This is a genomic window from Serratia sp. TSA_130.1 (assembly GCF_052691795.1).
Window position 1 is genome coordinate 1,118,663 of sequence record NZ_JBQZFS010000002.1, and the last position, 20,546, is coordinate 1,139,208.

The window sequence follows — 20,546 nt, forward strand, 5'->3', positions numbered from 1 at the left end:
GTTGCGTGATACGCAACACCCTACTATGATGCGTATAGCGCAACACTCATGGAGCCATCAGGATGATAAGAAGCTTCAAGCATAAGGGACTCAAAAAGTTTTTCGAAACCGGTTCAACAGCAGGTATCGACGCCAAACAGGCGAAAAAAAATCGCGCTGCGGCTGAGCGTGCTGGATTTAGCGAAAGTGATTGATGACGTAGATCTGCCCGGCTTCTTCTTGCATCCGCTAACGGGCGCTCGCAATGGGCAATGGTCCGTCACCGTGACCGGTAACTGGCGCATCACGTTTGAACTGGTCGAGGGTGATGTTTATATCGTGAATTATGAGGACTATCACTAATGAACCGCATGCATAATCCTCCTCATCCTGGCGAGTTGATCAAAGAAACCATGGAAACGCTGAATCTCAGCGCGCGCGCGCTGGCCAAAGCATTGGACGTCGCGCCGTCTACGGTTCAACGCCTGATCAGCGGAAAATCCGATATCTCGCCGGAAATGGCCATCCGCCTGTCCATCGTAATAGGCAGTTCCGAACAGGTCTGGATGGGAATGCAAGATGCTTACGATCTGTGGCAGGCCAGGCAGTCCATCGACGTTTCCAAACTGCGCAAGCTGGACTTCGCTTGACGCCTGCCCCTAAAAAAACACCGGCCTCAGCCGGTGTTTTTCCATTTAGTCTTGCTGCGTCGCCAGCAGCGCGCGTTTTTTCTGGCGGTTGACCTTGAACCAGTACCCCGCCAACAGCAACACCACCCAGACCAGGCCGGCGTACAGCGAGACGCGCGTGGTCGGGAAGTAGCCGATCAGGCCGATGATGAACACCAGGAACACGATCGCCAGCACCGAGGTAAACACCCCGCCGCGCAGCGGGAACGCCAGCTGCTTCACCTGCTCTTTGCTCAGGCTGCGGCGGAAGGCGATTTGCGAGAACAGGATCATGATCCACACCCACACGGTGGCGAAAGTCGCCAGGGACGCGATCACCAGGAACACGCTCTCCGGCATGATGTAGTTGAGGTATACCGCCAGCAGCAGCGCCAGCATCATCACCACCACCGTCACCCAGGGAATGCCGCGCTTCGACACCTTGCTGAACATTTTCGGCGCGTGGCCCTGCTCAGCCATGCCGTGCAGCATGCGGCCGACGCCGAACACGTCGCTGTTGATCGCCGACAGCGACGCGGTAATCACCACGAAGTTGAGAATGCCCGCCGCCACGGTGATGCCCATATGCTGGAAGGTCAGCACGAACGGGCTGCCGTTGGTGCCCACCTGGTTCCACGGGTAGATAGACATAATGACGAACAGCGTGCCGACGTAGAACACCAGAATGCGCCACGGCACCGAGTTGATGGCTTTGGGAATCGATTTTTTCGGATCTTTGGCTTCGCCGGCGGTGATGCCGATGATTTCAATGCCGCCGTAAGCGAACATCACCAACTGCAGCGACAGGATCATGCCGATAAAGCCGTTGCTGAAGAAGCCGCCGTTCGACCACAGGTTATGAATGCCGGTCGGTTGCCCGCCGTTGCCGATACCCCAGATGATGATGCCGATACCGGCCGCGATCATGATGATGATGGTGGCGACCTTGAAGAACGAGAACCAGAACTCCAGCTCGCCGAATACCTTGACGCTCATCAGGTTGATGGCGCCGATGATCAGCACCACGCTCAGCACCCAGATCCAGTGCGGCACTTCCGGGAACCAGACCCCCATATAGATGCCGAAAGCGGTCACGTCGGCGATAGCGACGATCAGGATTTCAAAGCAGTAAGTCCAGCCGGTGATGTAACCCGCCATCGGGCCGAGGTAGTCCTGCGCGTAGCGGGAAAACGAGCTGGCCTGTGGGTTGTTGACCGACATCTCCCCCAGTGCACGCATGATGATGAAGGCCACGATGCCGCCGATCAGGTAAGCCAGCAGCACGCTCGGACCGGCCATTTTGATGGCGTCCGCCGAGCCGTAGAACAACCCGGTGCCGATGGCCGACCCCAACGCCATAAAGCGGATATGACGCGTACTGAGGCCGCGTTTCAGCTTATTGTCGGGGACAGTGGTGGGTGACTGTTGTTGCATGAAAATGACCCATAGTTTTAAACGTAAAAAAGCCACGGACATGTCCGTGGCCCTAGATTAAGCCGGGGGATTATCAGTGCGCGGTCACTTGGGAACGCGTGCACACCCGATCATAAATCGCGACCAGCGCCAGCATCAGCAGCGAAGGCGGCAACCATGCCAACCCCTGCTCCGCCAGCGGCAGGTGAGTGGTCCAGGCCGGCAGCAGCTGCTGGAAGCTGGACGCTTTCACCGCGTCAAGGATACCAAACAACAGGCTGACAAGCATCACCGGCGCGATGATGCGCGGCGCGCTGTGCCACCAACGCAGGGTGAAGCTCAGCACCACCAGCACGATGCACGGCGGGTAAATCGCGGTCAGCACCGGAATGGAGATCTGGATCAGGTGGCTCAGGCCGAGGTTGGACACCACCATCGAGAACAGGCCCAGAATAAACACCAGCGTCTTGTAAGAGAACGGCAGGTATTGCGCGAAGAACTCGGCGCAGGCACAGGTCAGGCCCACCGCGGTCACCATGCAGGCGATGAAGATCAGCGCCGCCAGGAAGAAGCTGCCGAGGCCGCCAAAGGTGTTCTGAACGTAAGCGTGCAGGATCACCGCGCCGTTGGTGGCGTCCGGCACCAGCGCGCCGCTGCCGGAACCCAGTTTGAACAGGCTCAGGTACACCAGCGTCAGGCCCACGCCGGCGATCAAACCGGCCAGAATGGTGTAGCGGGTCAACAAACCGGCGTCTTTCACGCCGCGCGAACGCGCCGCGTTGACGATAACGATGCCGAACACCAGCGCGCCCAGCGTATCCATGGTCAGATAGCCGTTAACGAAGCCGGAGGAGAAAGGCACGCTCTGATAAGCCGTCGTCGCCGGAATCGGCGCACCGGCAGGCCACAGCAGCGCGGCGATGCCCAGTACGGCCAGCGCGACGATCTTCAGCGGCGCCAGCACATGGCCGACGGTATCGAGCAGGCGGCCCGGATACAGAGAGATGCCGATCACCAGCGCGAAGTACACCAGGCTGTAGATGAACAGCGGCATGGCGCCGTCGCCGGTCAGCGGGGCGATGCCCACTTCGAAGGACACGGTGGCGGTGCGCGGCGTGGCGAACAGCGGGCCGACGGCCAGGTAGCAGACGGTCGCCAGCAGCAAGCCGGCGCCGCGGCCGATTGGCGAACTGAGGGCGTCGATGCCGCCGCCGACGCGCGCCAGCGCGATGACGGTGATGACCGGCAGACCGACGGCGGTGATCAGGAAGCCCAGCGCCGCAGTCCAGACGTGTTCACCGGACTGCAAGCCGACCATCGGCGGGAAGATGATGTTCCCGGCCCCGACGAATAAGGCAAAGGTCATAAAGCCCAGTGCCAGGATATCTTTTGACGTTAAACGATGACTCATACGATGTCGTGTTGCCTGTTCAAATGAAAAATAGTGTCCGATTGCGTGGTGGCGTGACGCCCCACCCGGTTGCCGGCATGCCCGATCGTTGCAGCGCCAAATAAGCACCCTAAACGCAGTTGATCCGGCGTTTATGTCCCTATTCGAAAGTGGCCGCTCATGAAGATGGGCAAAATTTTAGGAGTTATAAAAATGGAGGTTTAATCCGACAACGAGGGCTAAGGTAAACGTTTATAGCGCTTCAAGGCAAGACGCACGGCGAAAAGCAGAGCTATCAACCATATAAACTTTAGCCACCAGTCGATCATATTGGCTATCAATAAATATACACTACATGATTTGTATCATTTTTGAACAGCAAATTCACGAAACGTGAAGCATATATCTCTTTATCGCGCGAAAACGCCAATAAATGCCCGATTTTCGCGTGGCATAAGCTCCGTTTGGCCGTAAAAAAAGGCGAAAATTACGCCGATTTTTGTCGCTTATTGCATCGTTGCAGACGCAAGCGGTGGCAGCCCTAACGCCTGACGGGTCTTCTGCAGGGTGGCCGGCGGCAGCGGCAGATAGCCGTCATGGTTGACCAGGCTCTGGCCTGGTGTCGACAGCACGCGATCGAGGAACGCGGCGGTTAGCGGCTCCAGCGGTTGATGGGGGGCTTTGTTGATGTAGATATACAGATAGCGCGACAGCGGGTAGCGATCGTTGCGCACGTTGGCGGCGGTAGGCGCGACATAGTCCTCTCCCGACTCCGCCAATGGCAGCAGCCGCACGCCGCTGGCGCGAAAGCCAATGCTGGCGTAGCCGATGCCGTTGAGCGAACCGGCCACCGCCTGCACCACCGAGGCCGAGCCGGGCAGCTCATTGACGCGCGGCATAAAATCGCCGCCGCACAGCGCACGCAGTTTGAAATAGCCGTAGGTGCCGGACGCCGAGTTGCGGCCGAAACGCTGCAGCGAACGCGTCGCCCAGTCGCCACTCAGCCCCAGCTCGCCCCAGCGCGTCAGCGGTTTGCTTTCGCCGCAGCGCAGGGTGGCGGAGAAAATGCGATCGAGCTGCTGCAGATTGAGGCCGCGCAGCGGATTGTCCTGATGCACCAACACCACCAGTGCATCCACCGCTACCGGCACCGCCAGCGGCGCATAGCCGTAACGGTGTTCGAACGCCGAGACCTCGGCCGCCTTCATCGGCCGGCTCATCGGGCCCAGCTGCGCGGCGCCCGCCGCCAAGGCGGTCGGCGCGGTCGACGAACCGGCGGCCTGAATCTGCAGGTTAACGTTGGGGTAATGCTGACTGAAATCCTGCGCCCACAGCGCCATCAGATTCGCCAGCGTGTCGGAACCGACGCTGGACAGGTTGCCCGCCAGCATGCCGTCGGGCTGCGCCAGCGCGCCGCGTCCGGCCAGCAGCGCCAGGCAAAGCAACAGCCCTCGGGTTATTCGGGTCATACCGGTGTCTCGCGTTAATTTTTCACCGCATTCTCTGATAAAGCGGCGGGAACAATCAACCGATTGGGTAAGGTAAAGATAAAGCGGGTGCCGATCCCCGGTTCGCTGAGGATCTCCAGCCGCGCGTCGTGATGGCTGAGCGCGTGCTTGACGATCGCCAGCCCCAGCCCGCTGCCGCCGGTCTGGCGCGAGCGGGCCTTGTCGACGCGGTAAAAACGCTCGGTCAGGCGCGGAAGGTGTTCGGCGGCGATGCCCGGCCCGTTGTCGCTGACCTGGAACTGCGCGCCATGCGCCGTCTGTTGCCAGCTCACTTCGATATGGGTGCCCTTCGGCGTGTGGTTGACCGCGTTGTACACCAGGTTAGACACCGCGCTGCGCAACTGGTCTTCATTGCCGAACACGTTGAGCTGTTCGTTCACCCGGAAGGTGATCTCATGATTGCCGCCGCTCAGCGATTGCGCCTCGCGCTGCAACACCCGCAGCATCAGCGGGATATCCACCCGCTCGTTCATGTCGACATTGGGCGCCGCCTCGATGCGCGACAGCGTCAGCAGTTGCTTGACCAGCCCGTCCATCCGGCGGGTCTGCTCTTGCATGGTGCTGAGCGCCTTGCTGCGCAGCGAACCGTCCTGCTCTTCGTCGCCCATCATCTCCAGGTAGCCCTGCAGCACCGTCAGCGGCGTGCGCAGCTCATGGCTGACGTTGGCGAAGAAGTTGCGCCGCGCGCCCTCCAGCTGGCGCATCTGGGTGACGTCGCGCGCCACCATCAGCAACTGCCCTTCGGAATACGGCATCACGCGGAATTCGACGTAGTGTTCGTTGTTCAACTGCAGCGTCAGCGGACGCGAAAACTCCTGCTGTTGCAGATAGTGGCTGAATTCCGGATAACGCAGCAGGTTAAGGATGTGCTGGCCGTTGTCTTCCGGCCAGCGGAAGCCGAGCAGATGCTGCGCCAGCCCGTTGCACCAGAAGATGTTGCCCTCGACGGTGGTCATCACCACCGCGTCAGGCAGCGATTCGGCCCCGCTGCGAAAACGCTTGATAAGCAGCGCCAGCTCGCGCCGGCGGCGGCGGTTGCGCTGCTGCATCTGATACAGGCCATAAAACAGCGGCTCCCAGCTCCAGCGGCCGGGCGGCGGCGTCATGCTGCGGTCGATCCACAGCCAATGGGAGAGTTTGAGCTGGTTGTAGAAATTCCACACCAGCGCAGCCAGCGCGGAGGCCAGCAGGAACCAGGGCAGATAACCGAAAATCAGCCCCAGCAGTAAGGCGGGCAAACAAAAAAGAGCCAGCTCCAGAGCCAGCCTCTTCCACGACAGACGTTCTAACACGGCATATTCTCCAGCGCAGCGCGATCAGTAGCGCGTTGAGAACCGGTAGCCGGTGCCCCGAACGGTTTGAACCATTTTATCATGCCCACTGGTTTCTAACGCCTTGCGGAGCCGACGGATATGCACGTCAACGGTACGGTCTTCCACATAAACGTTAGTGCCCCAGACGTGATTAAGCAACTGCTCACGGCTATAAACCCGCTCCGGGTGGGTCATAAAGAAGTGCAGCAGCTTGAACTCGGTCGGCCCCATGTCCAGCGCCTGATCGTTCGCCATCACGCGGTGGGAGGACGGGTCCAGGCTCAGCCCTTGCATTTCAATCACCTCCTCCACCGCCATCGGTGAAATGCGGCGCATGACCGCCTTGATGCGCGCCACCAGCTCCTTGGGCGAGAACGGCTTGGTGATGTAATCATCCGCCCCCACTTCCAGGCCGCGTACCCGGTCTTCTTCTTCGCCGCGCGCGGTCAACATCATCACCGGGATATCGCGGGTCAGCGCTTCGCGCTTCATATGTTTGATAAACTGAATGCCGGAACCCCCGGGCAACATCCAGTCAAGCAACACCAAATCAGGGAACGGCTCAGACAGACGCGTCACGGCGCTGTCATAATCCTCGGCTTCCAACGGTTGGTAACCATTTTGTTCCAACACAAAGCACACCATCTCACGGATCGGCGCTTCGTCTTCCACCACCAGTATGCGTCTTGCCATCGTCAATCCTGCCAATGTGTTAGCGACTTTTCGGGCGCCATTATGCGTCAGTTTTGTGACACTTTTATGAAAAAAACCGGCTGTTATAGGCAGTAAGCATAGCGATTATTTCCCGGCGCAAAGAAAAATCATTCCATGGTCATCGCCATTGCGCCGGGACAGCCGCCGCCGCGGCCTTTATAATCATCGCCATTATCTTTGCATCCGGGAGTGTCATGCGCCTGATCCACACCTCTGACTGGCATCTTGGCCAGTACTTTTTCACCAAAAGCCGCGCCGCCGAGCACCAGGCTTTTCTGAACTGGCTGATCGAGCAGATCGAGCAGCAGCAGGTGGATGCGCTGATCGTCGCCGGGGATCTGTTCGATACCGGCTCACCGCCCAGCTATGCCCGCGAACTGTACAACCGCTTCGTGGTGGAACTGCAGCGCACCGGCTGCCAGCTGGTGGTGCTGGGCGGCAACCATGACTCGGTGGCGACGCTGAACGAATCGCGGGAGCTACTCTCCTGCCTGAACACCACGGTGATCGCCAGCGCGCAGGGCGCTCCGGAACAGCAAATCGTGGTGCTGAACCGGCGCGACGGCCAGCCGGGCGCGGTGCTGTGCGCCATTCCGTTCCTGCGGCCGCGCGATCTGCTCACCAGCCGCGCCGGCGAATCCGGCGCACAGAAACAGCAGGCGCTGCAGGAAGCCATCGCCGAACATTATCAGACGCTGTATCAGGCGGCCTGCGAGCGCCGCGACCAGCTGGGCTTGCCGCTGCCGATCGTCGCCACCGGCCACCTGACCACCGTCGGCGTCACCACCTCCGACTCGGTGCGCGACATCTATATCGGCACCCTCGACGCCTTCCCGGCGCAGGCTTTCCCGCCCGCCGACTATATCGCGCTGGGCCACATTCACCGCGCGCAGAACGTCGCCAAATCGGAGCATATTCGCTATAGCGGCTCGCCGATCCCGCTCAGCTTCGATGAGCTGGGCAAAGCCAAAAGCGTCTTCCTGGTGGATTTCGCCGACGGCACCCTGCAGCGGGTTGACGCGTTAACGATCCCGCAGTTCCAGCCCATGCAGCTGATCAAAGGCGATCTGGCCGAGATCGAACGGCAGCTGCGGCAATTTGCCGACTATGCCGGCGAGCGGCCGGTGTGGCTGGATATCGAAGTGGCGACGCAGGACTACCTCAGCGACATCCAGCGCCGCATCCAGCTGCTGGCGGATGAGCTGCCAGTGGAAGTGGTGCTGCTACGGCGCAGCAAAGAGCAGCGCCGCCAGGCGATTGCGCAGCAGGATAAGGAAACGCTGAACGAGCTGAGCGTCAACGAAGTGTTCGAACGGCGCCTGGCGCAGGAGGCTGAGATGCCCGAAACGCGTCAACAGCGGATGCGCCAGATGTTCCGCCAGGTGGTCGAGGCGGTGCAGCATAACGCCGAGGAGACGAATTCATGAAGATCCTCAGCCTGCGGTTAAAAAACCTCAACTCGCTGCAGGGCGAATGGAAAATTGACTTCACCGCCGAGCCTTTCGCCAGCAACGGCCTGTTCGCCATTACCGGCCCGACCGGCGCGGGCAAAACCACCCTGCTGGACGCCATTTGCCTGGCGCTGTATCACCAAACGCCGCGCCTCAACGTCACGCCGAGCCAGAATGAGCTGATGACCCGCCACACCGCCGAGTCGCTGGCGGAGGTCGAATTCGAGGTCAAGGGCATCGGCTATCGCGCCTTTTGGAGCCAGCGCCGCGCCAAAAATGCGCCGGACGGCAATCTGCAGGCGCCGAAGGTCGAACTGGCGCGCCGCGAGGACGGCAAGATCCTGGCGGATAAGGTACGCGACAAGCTGGAGATCACCGCCGCCATCACCGGGCTGGACTTCGGCCGCTTCACCAAATCGATGATGCTGTCTCAAGGGCAGTTTGCCGCGTTCCTCAACGCCGACGCCAACGATCGCGCCGAGCTGCTGGAAGAGCTGACCGGCACCGAAATCTACGGGCGGTTGTCCGAACAGGTGTTCGAGTCGCACAAGCAGGCCAAAACCGACCTGGATGCGTTGCACCAGCGCGCCAGCGGCATCGAGTTGCTGAATGATGAACAGCGCCACTCCCTGACTGAACAGCTGACGGCGCTGAGCGCGCAGGAAAGTGCTCTCGGCGAGCAAACTCAGCAACAGCAACAGGCGCTGAGCTGGCTGCAGCAATGGCAACGCCTCCGGCAACAGCAAAACGAGGGTCAACGGCGGCTGGAAACCGCCCAGCGCGAGCAGGCCGAGGCCGCCCCGCAGTTGCAGCGGCTGGCGCTCAGCGAACCGGCCGAGAAATTGCGGCCGCTGCGCGGCGAACGCGATCGCTGCCGCACCGAGCTACAAACGATACAACAGCAGGCTGCCCAGCTGACGCAGCAACAGGAACAGCACTCGGCGCAGCTGGCACCGCTGCAGCAGGCGGTGGAAAAAGCCCGCCTGGCGCAGCAAACCCATGCCGAGCATATGCGGCAGCAGCAACAGCTGATCGATGAGCAAGTCGCTCCGCTTGACCACCAAATAGCCCAACTGCAGTCGACACAGGCCGAACGGCGACAGGCCGTCGATGCCGCCGCGCAGCAGTGCGCCCAGCAGCAAACGACGCTGGAGCAGCTCACCGCTCAGCGCAGTTTGCTGACGACGCAGGCCGCACAGCATCAGCAGCAGTTGAATGCGCTGAGCGAAGCGCTGGCCGCTCAACAGCAACAGCAGCAGGCGTTGGAGGCGCAAACGCCGCTGGCCCCGCTGCGCCAGCGCCTGAGCACCCTGGCAGACCTGCGCCCGACGCGCCAGCAGTTATTTACGCTCGCTTCCCTTTACCGTCAGACCCGCGAGCGTCTGGCCCGGCAACAGGCGGAGCACGCCGAGCGGCAAACGCAGCTCGCCGGGCTGCAACACCAGCTGGAGAACGCGCGTCAGCAATTCAAACAGCACAAGGCGCAGCTGCAGGAAGTGGAGCGGATCCACGAGCTGGAAAAACGCATCGTCAGTCTGGAAGCGGAGCGCGCCCTGTTGCAGAGCGGCGCCCCCTGCCCGCTGTGCGGCTCCACCAGCCATCCGGCGGTCGAGCAATATCAGGCAGTGCAGCCTTCGGCGACGGAACAACGCTTGGTTGAGATGCGCACCCTCGCCGAGAAACTGCAAACCCAGGGCACCGAGTTGCGCACCCGCTGTGAAGGCCTGCGAGAGCAGCAGCAACGCCAGCAGCAGGCTATCGCGCAGGATGAACAGCAGCTGGCTGCCCAACAGCAGCAGTGGCAGCAGCTCAGCGCACCGCTGGCGTTCGACTTTACGCTGGCGGAGAGCGAGCGACTCAGCGCCTGGCTGAGCGGCTGCGACGACGAAGAGCGGTGCGGGCAACACGCGCTGCAGCAGCATGAACAGGCGGCGCAGGCGGTACAGCAGGCAAAAGACGCGCTCGCCGCTCTGCAAACGCAGCAGCAGCAGGCGCAGCAACAGCTGGCGCTGCTCGAAGAGCGCTTTACGCTGCTGCAGAAAACCCATGCCGACAGCCTGCAACAGCAGCAAGAGCTGCAACAACGCTGGCAAGAAGGCGAGAAAACCCTCGCCGAGCGGCGTACGCAGCGGTTGGCGCTGTTCGGCGAACAGCGGGTCGCCGAGGTGCGGGAACAGCTGCGCGCCAAACAAACCGCCTGTGAACAGGCTTGCTTGCAGGCCGCCGAGCGGTGGCAAAAGGCGCAGGAGCTGCGCGAACGCCTGGCCGGCCAACAGGCCGGGTTACAACAACAGCACACCCAAATGCAGGAACGGCTGCAGCAGGCGCAGCAGCAATGGCAGCAGGCGCTGGCCGACAGCGAATTCGCCGATGAAACCGCCTTCGCCGCCGCGCTGCTGGACGACGCCCTGCGCCGCGAATTGCAGCAGCGCAAAGAGCAACTGCAACAGCGGCAGGTAGAGGCTGCGGCCCTGCTGACTCAGGCGACGCAAACGCTGGAGCAGCATCGGCTGAACCTCCCTGAATGGGTGGATGAAGCCAACGCGGATCTCGACGCGCTCACCCAATCGCTGGCCGAGCTGGCACAGCAGTTGAAGGCGCTGCAGCTGAGCCAGGGCGAACTGCGCAACCAGCTGGAAAGCGACGCCGCCCGTCGTCTCAATCAACAGGCGCTGTTCGAGCAAATCGCCCGCAGCCAGCAAGACTACGACGACTGGAGCTACCTCAACCAGCTGATCGGCTCGAAAGAAGGCGACAAGTTCCGCCGTTTCGCTCAGGGGCTGACGCTCGATCATCTGGTCTATCTGGCCAACCGGCAGCTCGGCCGGCTGCACGGGCGCTACCTGCTGCAGCGCAAAACCAGCGACGCGCTGGAGCTGCAGGTGGTGGACACCTGGCAGGCCGATGCGCTGCGCGATACCCGCACCCTGTCCGGCGGCGAGAGCTTCCTGGTCAGCCTGGCGCTGGCGCTGGCGTTGTCCGATCTGGTTAGCCACAAAACCAGCATCGACTCGCTGTTCCTCGACGAAGGCTTCGGCACGCTGGACGCCGAAACCCTCGATACCGCGCTGGACGCGCTGGACAGCCTGAATGCTTCCGGTAAAACCATTGGCGTGATCAGCCACGTCGAGGCGATGAAAGAGCGTATTCCGGTGCAAATCAAGGTGAAAAAGGTCAACGGGCTCGGCGTCAGCCGGCTGGAAGCGCACTTCAGGCTGGAATGATCCCGCGGCTCGCGGCGCAGAAGTGTGACCGCGGCGGCACTCCGCGGTGAAAAGCGTTGAGCCGCGGCGGGCACGGGTTATTATGCCAGCATAACAGGATTGTTACTGTATCCCCTCCGCCGCTCAGGCCGCAGGGCAGAAAGATAAAATACAGGCAAAACCTGACGCCCGGGATCGCTTCCGGGCGTCAGGTTTTTTCGTTTTCAGGATGCTGAAACACCGGGAAAAACCATGAAAATCGCTAAAATACTCAATAATAACGTGGTGATTACGCTGGACGACCGTCAGGCAGAGACGGTGGTGATGGGAAAAGGAATCGGCTTTAAAAAGAAGCCCGGCGATACGCTGGACGAAAGCCTGATCGAAAAGGTCTTCACCCATAACGGCGGAGAAATCGCCGAGCGCTATAAAGAGCTGCTCGCCGAGATCCCATTGGCCTGCGTCACCACCGCCGACAGAATCATCACCCTCGCCCGCGAACGCCTGCCGGGCAAGCTGCATAACATCGTCTACATCACGCTGACCGATCACATCCACTTCGCCCTGCAGCGCCATGCGCAAGGGCTGGATATCAAGAATGCGCTGCTGTGGGAGATTAAAAAACTCTATCCGGCCGAATTCGCCGTCGGGCTGGAGGCGCTGGCCCTGATCGCACAGCGGCTGGATACCGTGTTGCCGGAGGACGAAGCCGGATTTATCGCCCTGCACCTGGTCAACGCTCAGCTTAACGACGAGATGCACAACACGCTGCACATTACCCGCGTGATGCAAGAGATCCTCAACCTGGTCAAGTACCATTTCCGCTTTGATTACAACGAGGAATCCCTGAGCTACCACCGGTTCGTCACCCACTTGAAATTTTTCGCCCAACGGCTGCTGGGGAAAAACTACGTCGACAGCGACGACGATTCGCTGTATCAGGTGGTGAAAGAGAAGTACCCCGAGTCATTCGCCTGCGCCGGTAAGATCAACCGCCACATCGAAAAGCACTATCAGCATCAGCTCACCACGGAAGAGATGATGTTTCTGACCATTCATATCGAACGGGTGCGCAGCGAAAGCGAGGAAAAGCCGGCTTAACGGCGGGCGTCCGCCACCCGCACGCCGTACTGCGGAAACACCGCGTCGGCGGAGATCAGCGTCAGCCCCTCGGCCTGCGCCTGTGCGATCAGCATGCGATCGAAAGGATCTTGATGATGGGGCGGCAGCTGCCCGGCCTGTTGGCAGTGAAAGGCGTCCATCGGCAAAGACAGAAAATCCTCGGCCTCGATGATCGCAAAGATGTCTTCCGGCAGCGCCAGTTTGCCCAGCGCCTGCTTGATCGAGATCTCCCAAATGCTGGCCGCGCTGACGTACACCGCATTGCCCGGATCGGCGATCTGCCTTTTGGCGTTCACGCCCAGGCAGGCGTCGTCGATCAGCCACCACAGCAACGCGTGGGTATCCAGCAACAGGCGCTTCATTCATCGCCCTCAAACAACGCCGCAATGGCCGCATCCCCGGCGTTGAAATCCGCCGGCACGGTGAACCTGCCCTTGGCGGCGCCAGGGCGGCGCGCTTCCCCCTTGATGGCGACCAGCTGTACGTACGGCTTCCCTGCTTTTGCAATAATCACGGTTTCTCCCTCCGCGGCTCTGTCCGCCAACTGGCTCAGATTGGATTTGGCTTCGTGCATATTGGCCTGAATCGGCATACGCGTCCTCCTTAGCTAAGTTAGCTAAAGCATAAAGCGCCGTCCAGTTTTTGTACAGTGAAGGGTTTAAAGCGCGAGCAGCCTCGCGCTTTGTTGCAACGCTTAGCGCTGCTGTTGCGGCCACAGCCAGGCCGCACCGCGCACGCCGCTGGAGTCGCCGTGAACGGCCTTGCGGATCGGCGTTTCACACTCGCCGCCGAACACCCAGCCTTTCACCAGTTGCGGCACCGTGCGATACAGACGATCCACGTTGCTCATACCGCCGCCGAGCACCACCACATCCGGATCCAGCATGTTGATCACGTGCGCCAGCGATTTCGCCAGCCGCATTTCGTAGCGGCCAATCGCCTGCTCCGCCAACGCATCGCCCCGCTCGCTCAGCGCCATGATCTCATGCCCTTGCAGCGCATTGCCGCTCAGGCGCGCATAGTCGGTGGCGAAACCGGTGCCGGAAACAAAGGTTTCGATGCAACCCGGCTTGCCGCAGTAACACGGCACTTCGCGGGCGTAACGCAGCTCATCGTCATCCTGCCACGGCAGCGGATTGTGCCCCCATTCACCGGCGATGCCGTTGCCGCCGGCATGCGCCTGGCCGTTCAGCGCCACGCCGGCGCCGCAGCCGGTGCCGATGATAACCGCAAACACGGTTTTCGCGCCGGCGCCGGCGCCATCGGTGGCTTCCGACACCGCCAGACAGTTGGCATCGTTGGCGATGCGCACCTCTCGCGTCAGCAGCGCAGACAGATCCTCGTCCAGCGGTTGGCCGTTGAGCCACACCGAGTTGGCGTTTTTCACCCGCCCGGTAAACGGCGACAGCGTGCCGGGAATGCCGATCCCGACCGATCCCCGTTCGCCGGTATGATCCTCGGCCAGTTTCACCAGCCCGGCGATCGCCGCCAGAGTTTGCCGGTAGTCATGGCGCGGCGTGGCGATACGATGGCGAAACAGCTCCCGCCCGTCGTCCGCCAACGCAATCACTTCAATTTTCGTTCCACCCAAATCGATGCCAATGCGCACGTATTTTTCTCCTCGATGCCGCGCAGCGTTGCCACAGCCTAATGTAAGCGCGCGAATGAATCACCTGTTTCCCACCCTCCGTCCCGTCCTTTCTCGCTGCGTAAAGCGACGCAATTCAGAGAGAATGGGGCGATTTTTCAGCGTCAATTCGTTATCATGCCGCCCTGCTTTTGACGAATCAGCGTGCCGAACGCACGCCCAGCCTGGGATAACATTATGCTGTGGTTTAAGAATTTGATGGTTTACCGTTTGAGCCGCGAAGTGGCGCTAAACGCGGATGAAATGGAAAAACAACTCAGCGCGTTCGCCTTCACGCCGTGCGGCAGCCAGGACATGGCGAAGACCGGCTGGGTCTCCCCGATGGGCTCGCACAGCGATGCGCTGACGCACGCGGTCAACGGTCAGATCGTCATCTGCGCGCGCAAAGAAGAGAAAATCCTGCCGTCGCCGGTCATCAAGCAAGAGCTGCAGGCCAAGATTGAGCGCCTGGAGGCGGAACAACACCGCAAACTGAAGAAGACCGAGAAAGACGCGCTGAAGGACGAAGTGCTGCACAGCCTGCTGCCGCGCGCATTCAGCCGCTTCAACCAGACCTTCATGTGGATCGACACCGTCAACGATCTGATCATGGTCGATGCCGCCAGCGCCAAACGCGCCGAAGATACGCTGGCGCTGCTGCGCAAAAGCCTCGGTTCGCTGCCGGTGGTGCCGCTGACGATGGAAAGCCCGATCGAACTGACGCTGACCGAATGGGTGCGTTCCGGCGAGATGCCGGCCGGCTTCGCCATTCAGGATGAAGCGGAATTGAAAGCGATTCTGGAAGAAGGCGGCGTGATCCGCTGCAAAAAACAGAATCTGATCAGCGACGAAATCGCGGTGCACATCGAAGCCGGCAAACTGGTGACCAAGCTGGCGGTGGATTGGCAGGAGCGCATTCAGCTGATGCTGTCGGACGACGGTTCATTAAAACGTCTGAAGTTTGCCGACACGCTGCGCGAGCAGAACGACGACATCGATCGCGACGACTTCGCCCAGCGCTTTGACGCCGACTTTATCCTGATGACCAGCGAGCTGGCGGCGTTGATCAAAAACACCATCGAAGCGCTCGGCGGCGAAGCCCAGCGTTAATCCCGCCTCAGAAACGACCAGGGCCCAGCGTTCGCTGAGCCCTGCGTTCCCCTAACGAGCAACCTTTATTTGCTCAGGTAGCGGCACAGATAGGCGGTCGCGTCGGCCACCTGCAGGTTGAACTCGCTGTGCCCCGGCACGAAGAATTTCTCGCCCGGCGTAAACACCTGCCAGTCCGGCGCGCCCGGCAGCAGCACTTTCAGCGCCCCGGTGATCACCGTCATTTCTTCCGGCTGCGCGGTGGAGAAGGTGTATTCGCCCTCTTCCATCACACCCACGCTGGTAAGACCGATGCTGCTACTGTCAAAACCGATAGACTTCACTTTTCCGGCAAAATACTCATTCACTTTCAGCATAGACTGGCACCCGCGTCATCATCTTGTATGGAAAATCCATATTGGGGGATTGCGGTTGATCTGTCACTGGTTTTTCACGCGAAATGCGATCGCGGCGCAGAGGCAAAGGTTACCGTGCACAACGCCCAGGCGTCGGCATGAAACCACCGCGTCAAAAACCCACGCCGCGTAAACTGAAATCGATCGGCAACGTCAACTCCACCGTGCCGTTGACGTAAGCGTCCGCCGGCGGCGTCGGCAGCGGCGAAGCGCGCTTGACCAGCGCCTGGATTTCACGATCCAGCGACGGCAGCCCGGCGCTGCTGACCAGCGTTACCGCCAGCACATGGCCCTGCCTGTCCAACGTAAAACGCACCTGCCCGACGCCCTGGCGCTTCAGCCGCAATGCGTCTTTGGGGTAACGCTTAAAGCGATTAAGGCGGCTGTTGATGCGGCTGCGCCAGCTATCCTCTCCTGTCTGCGCATAGGGCATCAGGCGGGTTTGCGGCGCGGCCGTTTTATCCGCCCGGCCCGGCGGCGGCGCGCCGGCGCTTTGCTCCTGAACCTTCGGCGGCGCGATCGTTTTCTCCTGCGGCGGCGTGCGCGACAGGTTTTTTTTCTTCACCGGCTTGGGCGGTTTTTTCTGCTTCGGCGGTACGGCGATGTTCGGCCGTACGGCTTCAGGCACCTTCACCGTCGGCAAGGGTTCCGGCGGTGCCGGCGGTTCAACCTGAGGCGGCGGCGTCCTTTGTCCCGGCGGTTGTTTTACCTCGGCCGGGGCCTGCGGTGCGGCGGCCATCAGCACCATGACCGCCGGCGGTGGCACCCACGGCGGCGCGGCCTTGTCTCGCCAGGGCCAGAGCAGCGCCGCGGCCAGCAGATGCAGCGTCAGCACCAGCACCAGGCAGCGGCGCCAGGGCATGGCGGCACCGGGTGCGGCGAAAGGCAGCGACGAAACCGACATGCTCACTCTTCCGTCAGCGCCAGATGAAGGCGATCGGTCAGCGGTTTGAACAGGTAGTTCATCATCGAACGCTCGCCGGTGCGGATGAAGCCTTCGACCGGCATCCCCGGGCGGATCTCCAACCCGTTCAGGCGTTGCAGCCCCGCTTCGCTGACCTTGGCGCGCACGCTGTAATAGGGCGCGCCGCTTTTCTCGTCGGTCAGGCGATCGGCCCCGACCAGCGTCACCTCGCCCTCGACGCGCGGCGTGGTGCTTTGGTTAAACGCCGAGAACAACAGCTCGACCGGCAATCCCACCTGCACCTTGTCGATCAGCTCGACCGGGATACGCGCCTCCACCTGCAGCCCCCGATCGCTGGGCACGATCTCCATCAGCTGCTGACCGGCGCCGATCACGCCGCCTTCGGTGAACACGCTCAGCCCCACCACGGTGCCCGCCACCGGCGCTTTCACCTGCGTATGGCCCAGATCGGCCTCCGCCTTGGCCAGGCGGTTATCCAGTTCGTCCAGCTTCATCCGCACCTCGGCCAGCTGGCTGCTGACCTCTTTCTGATACTCTTCCCGCCGCTGGATCGCCCGCAGCTTCAGCTCCAGGATCTGGCGCCCCAGGCGGCCGATATTGCCGGTATCCTCGGATGCCTGGCCGTCAATCTGCGCATACTGTCCTTCCAGATCCAACAGCCGGTTGCGCGCCACATACCCCTGCGCCGCCAGCTTGCGCATGCCGCCCAGCTGCTCCTGCAACATGGCCTTTTGCCGCTGTTTGCTGGCGTAAGACTGCCGGATCCCCTCCAGCATCGCCTGCGATCCGGCGATGCTCTCCGCGATCGCCGCCAGCTCGCTCTGCAACGCCGCACGGCGGCTGGTGAACAGCTGCTGTTGCAACAGCATCAACGACATCACCTCCGGCTCCTCCCGCCGCGCTTGCAGCAATGCCGGGAAAGCGATCGCCTGCAGGCCGTCGCGCTCAGCCTGCAGCCGCGCCCGCTGCGCGGCGTTGCTCAACTGCTGGCTGCGCAGCGCATCGCGCTGGGTGCGGCTGTCGACGGTATCCATCAGCAGCAGCACCTGCCCGGCGTGAACCCGGTCGCCTTCATGCACCTGAATTTGCGACACCACGCCGCCGCTCGGGTGCTGTACCGCCTTGCGGTTACCGGCCACCACCACGCTGCCGGAGACCGGTACGCCTTTGTCCAGCGGCGCCAACAGCCCCCACAGCAGGAAACCGCCAAACCCCAACAGCACCAGCCAGCCGCCGAGCCGCAGATGGCGCCCTTCGTCGAACTGCCGGGAAAGGGCGTCGATATCGCCGGGGATCACACTCTGATTGCTCATACTTTTCGTTCACCGCTGGCCGTTTTGGCAAAGTTGGCGTAGTTGACGTTGAAGCCACCGCTGCTGCGGCCGACGTTGGCCGGTACGGCAGCGGGCGCAAAACCAGGCAACTTTTTCAGGATGGCGTCACTGGGGCCGAAGTGCTGCACCTGGCCAGCGGCCAGCACCAGCAATTTGTCGGTGGTCGCCAGGATCGCCGGTTTGTGAGTCACTAACACGATGGTGGTGCCGCGCGCCTTCAACGCTTCGATCGCCCGCTGCAGCGCCTCTTCCCCTTCACGATCGAGGTTGGCATTCGGTTCATCCAGCACTACCAACGCCGGAGAACCGTACAGCGCGCGCGCCAGCGCCACGCGCTGACGCTGGCCGCCGGACAGGCCGCTGCCGCCCTCACCCAGCTCAGTTTCATACCCTTTGGGCAAATGCAGGATCAATTGGTGCACGCCGGCCAGCGCGGCGGCGGTCACCACCTTCTCGGCGTCAACCTGGCCAAAGCGGGCGATGTTTTCCGTCAGGGTACCGGCGAACAGCTGGATATCCTGTGGCAAATAGCCGATATGCGGCCCCAGCTGCTGTTTATCCCACTGCCGGATATCCGCGCCGTCCAGCCGCACGTCGCCGCTGAGCGGCGTCAACGCGCCGACCAGTTGGCGCATCAGCAGCGTTTTGCCGGAGCCGGATGCGCCAATGACGCCCAGTACCTCACCGGCCTCCAGACGAAAACTGACGCCGTGCAATACCGGTGCGCTCCCGCCGGGCGCGCTGGCGGCCAGCTGATTCACGGTCAAGGTGCCATTGGGGGCCGGCAGCGGCAGGCTCGCCGCCTGCGGCGGGTTGGCGGCCAGCATCACCTCCAGCCGCTGCAGGGACTGGCGCGCCGACGACCACTGCTTCCAGGCGCCGATCAGCTGATCGATCGGCCCCAGCACCCTGCCGATCAGGATCGATCCGGCGATCATCATGCCCGGCGTAATGTCGCCGTTGACCGCCAGCAGCGCGCCGCAGCCCAACATCAGCGACTGCAGCGCCAGCCGCACGGTTTTCGACCAGGCGGTGACGGCGGCGATTTTCTCGCTGGCGCGGTTCTGCAACAGCAGGAACTGCTGATGCTGCCGCAGCCAACGCAGACGCAAGTCGGTCAGCATCCCCATGGCGGCAATGGCTTCGGCGTTGCGCAGGTTGCCGTTGGCCTGCTGCGTGGCGCTCAGCGCGACCCGGCCGGCCTCCGCGAGCGGCGCCTGCGACACCCGCTGGTTGAGCCAGGCCAGCAGCACCAGCACGATTACCCCGGCGCTGGCCAACGCGCCAAGCCAGGGGTGGAGCAGAAACACCACCAGCAGATAAACCGGGAACCAGGGCGCATCGAAGAACGCAAACAGCGCATTGCCGGTGGCGAACTGGCGCAGGTTGGTCAGATCGTTCAGCGCCTGTCCCGCCAGCGGGTTGCCGGTTTTCAGATTGGTTTCGAAGGCGGCGTCGTAGACCCGCTGATTCAGGCGCATATCCATCTGGGCGCCGAGGCGGATCACCACCTGACTGCGGACCCACTCCAGCAGCCCCATAAACAGGTAAAGGCCGACCACCATCAGGGTCAGCATCGCCAGCGTCATGCGGTTGCCCGACGGCAACACGCGATCGTAGACCTGCAGCATGTACAGCGCCGGGGCCAGCATCAGCAGGTTGATCACCGCGGTAAACAGCGCGATGCCCCAAAATCCGCGCCGGTATGCGGCCAGCACGCTCATCACTTCTCCGCGCCTGACGGCGTTTTTCATGGCGTTTTCCATCGGCTAAAAACGAGAAAATGCCCACCGGGGCGCGCGGCGCCGGCGGGCAAACGGCCGCGATCAGGCCGCCAGCAGTTCCGGGCTGTCGGCATGCTGCACGCCCACCGCCGTCGCCGCCGCCACCTGATCGAAGGTGGAATTGACGCTCAGGCCGTAGTCGTCGAGGATGCCGTTCAGCGCGGTTTCCAGCGCGCCGGTATCGCCGGACATCAGGCCGTACACCACCTGGTGCACCACGCCATCGTGGCCCTGCGCCTGCAGGCTGCTGAGGTTCAGGCCGCCGAAGCTGACGTCAGGCACCTGGATGTTGTACGGCGTGGAGCCGCCGCCGTTCAGGCCGTCGCCGAACGACAGCGAATCCAGCTGGCCGTACAGGGTGTGCGCCGGGGCATTGAACAAGGTGTAGGTCAGGTTGCCGCCCGCCACGAACGAGGTAACGTTGTTGGCGGTGCTGGTCACGGCGTATTGGCTGCCGGACAGGCTGCCGCCATAGAAGCCGCCGCTGTTGGAGTCGGTGACGTTACCGTTGGTGTGGTTGATATCGCCAAATGACGACGCCCACTCGTTCAGATAGTTATGGATGCTGTAGCTGCCGAAGCTGCTGTCATAGTTGACTGAAAATGCCATT

At 61.9% G+C, this 20,546-nt stretch carries 18 protein-coding genes and 1 pseudogene; 6 read left to right on the plus strand and 13 right to left on the minus strand.

All coding sequences use genetic code 11. The features are described 5' to 3' along the window. Window positions 1–62 precede the first annotated feature (62 nt). Window positions 63–342 (plus strand): annotated as a pseudogene (locus ACUTQY_RS12250) (type II toxin-antitoxin system RelE/ParE family toxin). After that, window positions 342–629 carry a HigA family addiction module antitoxin gene (locus ACUTQY_RS12255; protein ID WP_025160069.1) on the plus strand — a complete coding sequence of 96 codons (288 nt, stop codon included), beginning with the start codon at window positions 342–344 and terminating at the stop codon, window positions 627–629. The pseudogene ACUTQY_RS12250 and the gene ACUTQY_RS12255 overlap by 1 nt, the downstream one beginning before the upstream one ends. Before the next feature lie 45 nt (window positions 630–674). On the opposite strand, the gene proY is transcribed toward ACUTQY_RS12255, so the two are convergent. The 5 genes from proY to phoB all read right to left on the minus strand — a co-directional run bounded on the left by proY (window position 675) and on the right by phoB (window position 6,964). Beyond that, entirely contained in the window at window positions 675–2,081 is a 1,407-nt protein-coding gene (proY, locus tag ACUTQY_RS12260; protein ID WP_033644203.1) for a proline-specific permease ProY, read from the minus strand. 73 nt (window positions 2,082–2,154) lie between these two features. Continuing rightward, on the minus strand, window positions 2,155–3,471 hold the full coding sequence (brnQ, locus tag ACUTQY_RS12265; RefSeq protein ID WP_021504688.1) for a branched-chain amino acid transport system II carrier protein: 1,317 nt from the start codon (window positions 3,469–3,471) through the stop codon (window positions 2,155–2,157). A gap of 485 nt (window positions 3,472–3,956) precedes the next feature. Beyond that, a complete protein-coding gene (locus ACUTQY_RS12270) occupies window positions 3,957–4,919 on the minus strand; it encodes a PstS family phosphate ABC transporter substrate-binding protein (RefSeq protein WP_046688348.1) in 963 nt (320 codons plus the stop codon). A 14-nt stretch (window positions 4,920–4,933) separates the two neighbouring features. Continuing rightward, window positions 4,934–6,250, minus strand: coding sequence for a phosphate regulon sensor histidine kinase PhoR (phoR, locus tag ACUTQY_RS12275; protein WP_004940434.1), 1,317 nt, complete (start codon window positions 6,248–6,250; stop codon window positions 4,934–4,936). A gap of 24 nt (window positions 6,251–6,274) precedes the next feature. Further along, window positions 6,275–6,964, minus strand: coding sequence for a phosphate response regulator transcription factor PhoB (gene phoB, locus ACUTQY_RS12280; protein WP_004940438.1), 690 nt, complete (start codon window positions 6,962–6,964; stop codon window positions 6,275–6,277). 215 nt (window positions 6,965–7,179) lie between these two features. Between phoB and sbcD the strand changes: the two genes are divergently transcribed. The 3 genes from sbcD (at window position 7,180) to licT (ending at window position 12,740) form a co-directional block, all read left to right on the plus strand. Next, entirely contained in the window at window positions 7,180–8,412 is a 1,233-nt protein-coding gene (gene sbcD / locus ACUTQY_RS12285; protein WP_033651069.1) for an exonuclease subunit SbcD, read from the plus strand. After that, a complete protein-coding gene (gene sbcC, locus ACUTQY_RS12290; protein WP_342188273.1) occupies window positions 8,409–11,660 on the plus strand; it encodes an exonuclease subunit SbcC in 3,252 nt (1,083 codons plus the stop codon). Before sbcD ends, sbcC begins: the two co-directional genes overlap by 4 nt. 231 nt (window positions 11,661–11,891) lie before the next feature. Continuing rightward, window positions 11,892–12,740: a BglG family transcription antiterminator LicT gene (gene licT, locus ACUTQY_RS12295; RefSeq protein ID WP_033642044.1), complete on the plus strand. Its 849-nt coding sequence runs from the start codon at window positions 11,892–11,894 to the stop codon at window positions 12,738–12,740. On the opposite strand, the gene ACUTQY_RS12300 is transcribed toward licT, so the two are convergent. The 3 genes from ACUTQY_RS12300 to mak all read right to left on the minus strand — a co-directional run bounded on the left by ACUTQY_RS12300 (window position 12,737) and on the right by mak (window position 14,370). Further along, complete coding sequence (locus ACUTQY_RS12300) at window positions 12,737–13,123, minus strand: type II toxin-antitoxin system VapC family toxin (RefSeq protein ID WP_033651066.1); 387 nt, start codon at window positions 13,121–13,123, stop codon at window positions 12,737–12,739. The two genes, licT and ACUTQY_RS12300, sit on opposite strands and share 4 nt — an antisense overlap. Then, window positions 13,120–13,353, minus strand: a complete 234-nt coding sequence (locus tag ACUTQY_RS12305; RefSeq protein WP_004940455.1) for a type II toxin-antitoxin system Phd/YefM family antitoxin — start codon at window positions 13,351–13,353, stop codon at window positions 13,120–13,122. Before ACUTQY_RS12305 ends, ACUTQY_RS12300 begins: the two co-directional genes overlap by 4 nt. 102 nt (window positions 13,354–13,455) lie before the next feature. Beyond that, window positions 13,456–14,370 (minus strand): fructokinase, encoded by a 915-nt coding sequence (mak, locus tag ACUTQY_RS12310; RefSeq protein WP_046688346.1) that lies wholly within the window; start codon window positions 14,368–14,370, stop codon window positions 13,456–13,458. Window positions 14,371–14,586: 216 nt separating this feature from the next. Between mak and rdgC the strand changes: the two genes are divergently transcribed. After that, window positions 14,587–15,498, plus strand: coding sequence for a recombination-associated protein RdgC (gene rdgC / locus ACUTQY_RS12315; protein ID WP_004940461.1), 912 nt, complete (start codon window positions 14,587–14,589; stop codon window positions 15,496–15,498). A 65-nt stretch (window positions 15,499–15,563) separates the two neighbouring features. Here rdgC and ppnP read toward each other — a convergent pair whose 3' ends face one another. The 5 genes from ppnP to ACUTQY_RS12340 all read right to left on the minus strand — a co-directional run bounded on the left by ppnP (window position 15,564) and on the right by ACUTQY_RS12340 (window position 20,545). Continuing rightward, window positions 15,564–15,854 (minus strand): pyrimidine/purine nucleoside phosphorylase, encoded by a 291-nt coding sequence (ppnP, locus tag ACUTQY_RS12320; RefSeq protein WP_004940463.1) that lies wholly within the window; start codon window positions 15,852–15,854, stop codon window positions 15,564–15,566. A 151-nt stretch (window positions 15,855–16,005) separates the two neighbouring features. Beyond that, window positions 16,006–16,797 carry an energy transducer TonB gene (locus tag ACUTQY_RS12325; protein ID WP_046688345.1) on the minus strand — a complete coding sequence of 264 codons (792 nt, stop codon included), beginning with the start codon at window positions 16,795–16,797 and terminating at the stop codon, window positions 16,006–16,008. A 2-nt stretch (window positions 16,798–16,799) separates the two neighbouring features. Next, entirely contained in the window at window positions 16,800–18,131 is a 1,332-nt protein-coding gene (locus tag ACUTQY_RS12330) for an HlyD family type I secretion periplasmic adaptor subunit (protein WP_033642040.1), read from the minus strand. Continuing rightward, window positions 18,128–19,906: a type I secretion system permease/ATPase gene (locus tag ACUTQY_RS12335; RefSeq protein WP_046688344.1), complete on the minus strand. Its 1,779-nt coding sequence runs from the start codon at window positions 19,904–19,906 to the stop codon at window positions 18,128–18,130. Before ACUTQY_RS12335 ends, ACUTQY_RS12330 begins: the two co-directional genes overlap by 4 nt. A 72-nt stretch (window positions 19,907–19,978) precedes the next feature. Beyond that, window positions 19,979–20,545: a heme acquisition protein HasA gene (locus tag ACUTQY_RS12340; RefSeq protein WP_033642038.1), complete on the minus strand. Its 567-nt coding sequence runs from the start codon at window positions 20,543–20,545 to the stop codon at window positions 19,979–19,981. Between the last annotated feature and the right edge of the window lies 1 nt (window position 20,546).

Excerpts from the sequence above, each read along its gene's own strand:
- ACUTQY_RS12255 (WP_025160069.1), top strand. The coding sequence starts at position 342 with ATGAACCGCATGCATAATCCTCCTCATCCTGGCGAGTTGATCAAAGAA.
- proY (WP_033644203.1), bottom strand. The coding sequence starts at position 2,081 with ATGCAACAACAGTCACCCACCACTGTCCCCGACAATAAGCTGAAACGC.
- brnQ (WP_021504688.1), bottom strand. The coding sequence starts at position 3,471 with ATGAGTCATCGTTTAACGTCAAAAGATATCCTGGCACTGGGCTTTATG.
- ACUTQY_RS12270 (WP_046688348.1), bottom strand. The coding sequence starts at position 4,919 with ATGACCCGAATAACCCGAGGGCTGTTGCTTTGCCTGGCGCTGCTGGCC.
- phoB (WP_004940438.1), bottom strand. The coding sequence starts at position 6,964 with ATGGCAAGACGCATACTGGTGGTGGAAGACGAAGCGCCGATCCGTGAG.
- sbcD (WP_033651069.1), top strand. The coding sequence starts at position 7,180 with ATGCGCCTGATCCACACCTCTGACTGGCATCTTGGCCAGTACTTTTTC.
- sbcC (WP_342188273.1), top strand. The coding sequence starts at position 8,409 with ATGAAGATCCTCAGCCTGCGGTTAAAAAACCTCAACTCGCTGCAGGGC.
- licT (WP_033642044.1), top strand. The coding sequence starts at position 11,892 with ATGAAAATCGCTAAAATACTCAATAATAACGTGGTGATTACGCTGGAC.
- ACUTQY_RS12300 (WP_033651066.1), bottom strand. The coding sequence starts at position 13,123 with ATGAAGCGCCTGTTGCTGGATACCCACGCGTTGCTGTGGTGGCTGATC.
- ACUTQY_RS12305 (WP_004940455.1), bottom strand. The coding sequence starts at position 13,353 with ATGCCGATTCAGGCCAATATGCACGAAGCCAAATCCAATCTGAGCCAG.
- rdgC (WP_004940461.1), top strand. The coding sequence starts at position 14,587 with ATGCTGTGGTTTAAGAATTTGATGGTTTACCGTTTGAGCCGCGAAGTG.
- ppnP (WP_004940463.1), bottom strand. The coding sequence starts at position 15,854 with ATGCTGAAAGTGAATGAGTATTTTGCCGGAAAAGTGAAGTCTATCGGT.
- ACUTQY_RS12325 (WP_046688345.1), bottom strand. The coding sequence starts at position 16,797 with ATGTCGGTTTCGTCGCTGCCTTTCGCCGCACCCGGTGCCGCCATGCCC.
- ACUTQY_RS12330 (WP_033642040.1), bottom strand. The coding sequence starts at position 18,131 with ATGAGCAATCAGAGTGTGATCCCCGGCGATATCGACGCCCTTTCCCGG.
- ACUTQY_RS12335 (WP_046688344.1), bottom strand. The coding sequence starts at position 19,906 with ATGAAAAACGCCGTCAGGCGCGGAGAAGTGATGAGCGTGCTGGCCGCA.
- ACUTQY_RS12340 (WP_033642038.1), bottom strand. The coding sequence starts at position 20,545 with ATGGCATTTTCAGTCAACTATGACAGCAGCTTCGGCAGCTACAGCATC.